Consider the following 1,050-nt stretch of genomic DNA (forward strand, 5'->3'; position numbering starts at 1 on the left):
GGGGTTACACAGTAGAACAATACGACGAGATGCTGGCCACCATTCGGGAAATCGTCCCGGAGGCAGCCGTCACGAGCGATTTCATCGTGGGATTCTGCGGCGAAACGGAGCAGGATTTCGAGGAGACGGTGCGACTCGTGGAAGCCGCACGATTCAAGAACAGTTTCATTTTCAAGTACAGCCCGCGGCCCGGCACGAAAGCGTACGAACTGTTCCCCGATGACGTCCCCGATGAAGTGAAACGACGCCGCAACAACGAGCTGCTGGCGATTCAGAACCGCATCAGTCTGGAGGAGAACCAGCGGTTCATCGGCCAAACGGTGGAGGTTCTCGTGGAGGGACCGAGCAAGATGGCGGAGCGGCAATCCGCAACGCCGTCCTCTTCCCTCCAGCTAAGCGGTCGCACCGTTTGTGACCGCATCGTCGTCTTCGAAGGCCCAGCCGACTTGGCGGGACAGTTTGTAAAAGTGACAATCAAAGAAGTCAGCCCGGTCACCTTGTTCGGCGAACTGAGTTTGGTCAAGCAAGACATGCATGCAGATCGGCTGGGCGCACCGGTATCCGCGTAGCCTCCAAAGAACCACCGCCATCGATGGAGATTGCAACCGTTCGTTCTTTCCTGGAACAGCCAGAACTCGCTCGTAGCTGGCTTGGGCGATTGAAAGTCCGCGATGTCGATCGTGGCCTGACAAATTTCCTGGGAATTGCCCGGCAGGGAATTCCCCTCGATTTGCTCGCTCACCTCGCCCATCAGCTTGAGGAGAAATTACCCACGCTGGCTGATCCGGATATGGCGCTCAACAATCTGGAGCGATTCTTCTCCGCTGCCAGAAATCCCCTGTCTCTGGCCGCCCTGTTCGAGCGAGACCCGGAAGCCTTACCGCCACTGCTGCAAATCTTCAGCACCAGTCAGTTTCTCAGTGATATCCTGGTGACCGACCCGGAAGCCTACGACCTGTTGCGGCTTACGGAGGGGGAACCGGTCGCCCGACAAGTTCTGGTGGACGAACTGACCGCCGAGGTCCGCGCGCTGACCCACGAGGTGGAGAT

Annotated in this window: 1 protein-coding gene and 1 pseudogene; both read left to right on the forward strand. The window is 58.2% G+C overall.

Annotated elements, in window-relative coordinates:
* Positions 1–569: TRAM domain-containing protein (locus H5U08_RS19650; RefSeq protein WP_297037127.1), on the forward strand; the 569-nt coding region annotated here is incomplete at its 5' end.
* 23 nt (positions 570–592) lie between these two features.
* Positions 593–1,050, forward strand: a pseudogene (locus tag H5U08_RS19655) (hypothetical protein); the annotation flags it as partial.

The sequence above is a fragment of the Thermogutta sp. genome, from assembly GCF_014359955.1.
GTDB lineage: Bacteria > Planctomycetota > Planctomycetia > Pirellulales > Thermoguttaceae > Thermogutta.